Genomic DNA, 783 nt, shown 5'->3' with positions numbered 1-783 from the left:
TTATGTGAAACACCCATCTTCTTCGCAAACGCACGAACCGATAAACCCTTACGATGCTTCTTATTCATAGTTGCTCCATTTTGAATGGTATATACGAATTGTTGTACACTTTAATTATTGACAAGGTTTTATTTTTCGTGTACATAAAATATATGAAGATAGTGTGGGATGAACCAAAAAGAGCTTTAAACATTGTTAAACATAAGCTTGATTTTGCTGATGTTATTTACTTTGACTGGGAACATGCTCTTATTGATGCAACCCATTCAAACCGCATGAAGGCTATTGGACATTTTGCGGATGGCACAACAGTTATTGTTTTTGCAAAGCTTGGCAATGAAGCGATATCCATTATCAGTTTTCGTCAAGCGAATAAAAAAGAAAGAGAGGTTTTCAATGACTATCAAAAAAACCTTTGAAACAGGATGTGGCTATACAAAAGAAGATTGGGACGCTGTGGATTCCCCACCACTAACAGATGAAGAACTTGCACGCTTAAAGCCAGCTAAAGACGTTTTACCAGCCTCTTTTTTTAAGTATGTAACAGAAGAGCGCCGTAAACGTGGGCGTCCACCCGTTGAATCTCCTAAACAAGCGGTTACTCTCCGTCTCGACCCAAATGTTATTGCCTCTTTTAAAAAACAAGGAAAAGATTGGCGAACACGTATGGGTGAAGTCTTAAAAAAAGCAAGTGGTTGTTAAGCCGAACGATCTCGCCACTCTAAAAAATGTGCTTTACAGTTGAAATTAAACTTCAATTGTATTACATTGAAATACAGTTAC

General features: G+C 37.5%; 2 protein-coding genes. Both read left to right on the top strand.

Annotated features, from left to right (window positions below; genetic code table 11):
* The first annotated feature begins 152 nt into the window (after nucleotides 1-152).
* The gene (locus ACFINZ_RS10500) at nucleotides 153-419 is read left to right on the top strand and encodes a BrnT family toxin (protein ID WP_375613975.1); all 267 of its coding nucleotides are present in this window, start codon (nucleotides 153-155) and stop codon (nucleotides 417-419) included.
* Nucleotides 397-702, top strand: a complete 306-nt coding sequence (locus tag ACFINZ_RS10495) for a BrnA antitoxin family protein (protein ID WP_375618924.1) — start codon at nucleotides 397-399, stop codon at nucleotides 700-702. The genes ACFINZ_RS10500 and ACFINZ_RS10495 overlap by 23 nt, the downstream gene beginning before the upstream one ends.
* The last annotated feature ends 81 nt before the right edge of the window (nucleotides 703-783 follow it).

The organism is Bartonella sp. AA81SXKL, assembly GCF_042196945.1.
Classification (GTDB): domain Bacteria; phylum Pseudomonadota; class Alphaproteobacteria; order Rhizobiales; family Rhizobiaceae; genus Bartonella.
Note: the sequence above shows the minus strand (reverse complement) of the source record. Positions and strands in the feature narration are given on the sequence as shown.

What these genes read in the sequence shown, in the direction of transcription:
- ACFINZ_RS10500 (WP_375613975.1), top strand. Translation starts at nt 153, where the DNA reads ATGAAGATAGTGTGGGATGAACCAAAAAGAGCTTTAAACATTGTTAAA.
- ACFINZ_RS10495 (WP_375618924.1), top strand. Translation starts at nt 397, where the DNA reads ATGACTATCAAAAAAACCTTTGAAACAGGATGTGGCTATACAAAAGAA.